We start from the raw sequence: 298 nt of genomic DNA, 5'->3' as shown, positions 1-298 counted from the left end.
TCCAATGAGGGATGACTGCACTCAAAGCAAAAACATGAAGAAAGTGATTACTCGGCATATCTATAGCGATGCCGTAGAGAGAGCAAATCAAATGCGGCTCTCTTCCTATGGCAAGAAGACTTATCGACGTCGAAGTGAAACAGTAGAACGGAGCTTTAGCAGATGCCAAGCAACATCATGGTCATCGTTATGCTCGCTTCCGAGGTCTAGCCAATGTGCAAATGCAATGTTGGTTGGCAGCGGCAGCCCAAAACATCAAGAAGATAGCGTTGGTGGTGAACTATCTACGAAAAATGGG

Annotated in this window: 1 pseudogene; it reads left to right on the top strand. The window is 46.0% G+C overall.

Annotated elements, in window-relative coordinates:
• Window positions 1–298: pseudogene (locus CIK04_RS32630) on the top strand (transposase); the annotation flags it as partial.

It is taken from the genome of Vibrio sp. 03_296 (assembly GCF_002265885.1).
Note: the sequence above shows the minus strand (reverse complement) of the source record. Positions and strands in the feature narration are given on the sequence as shown.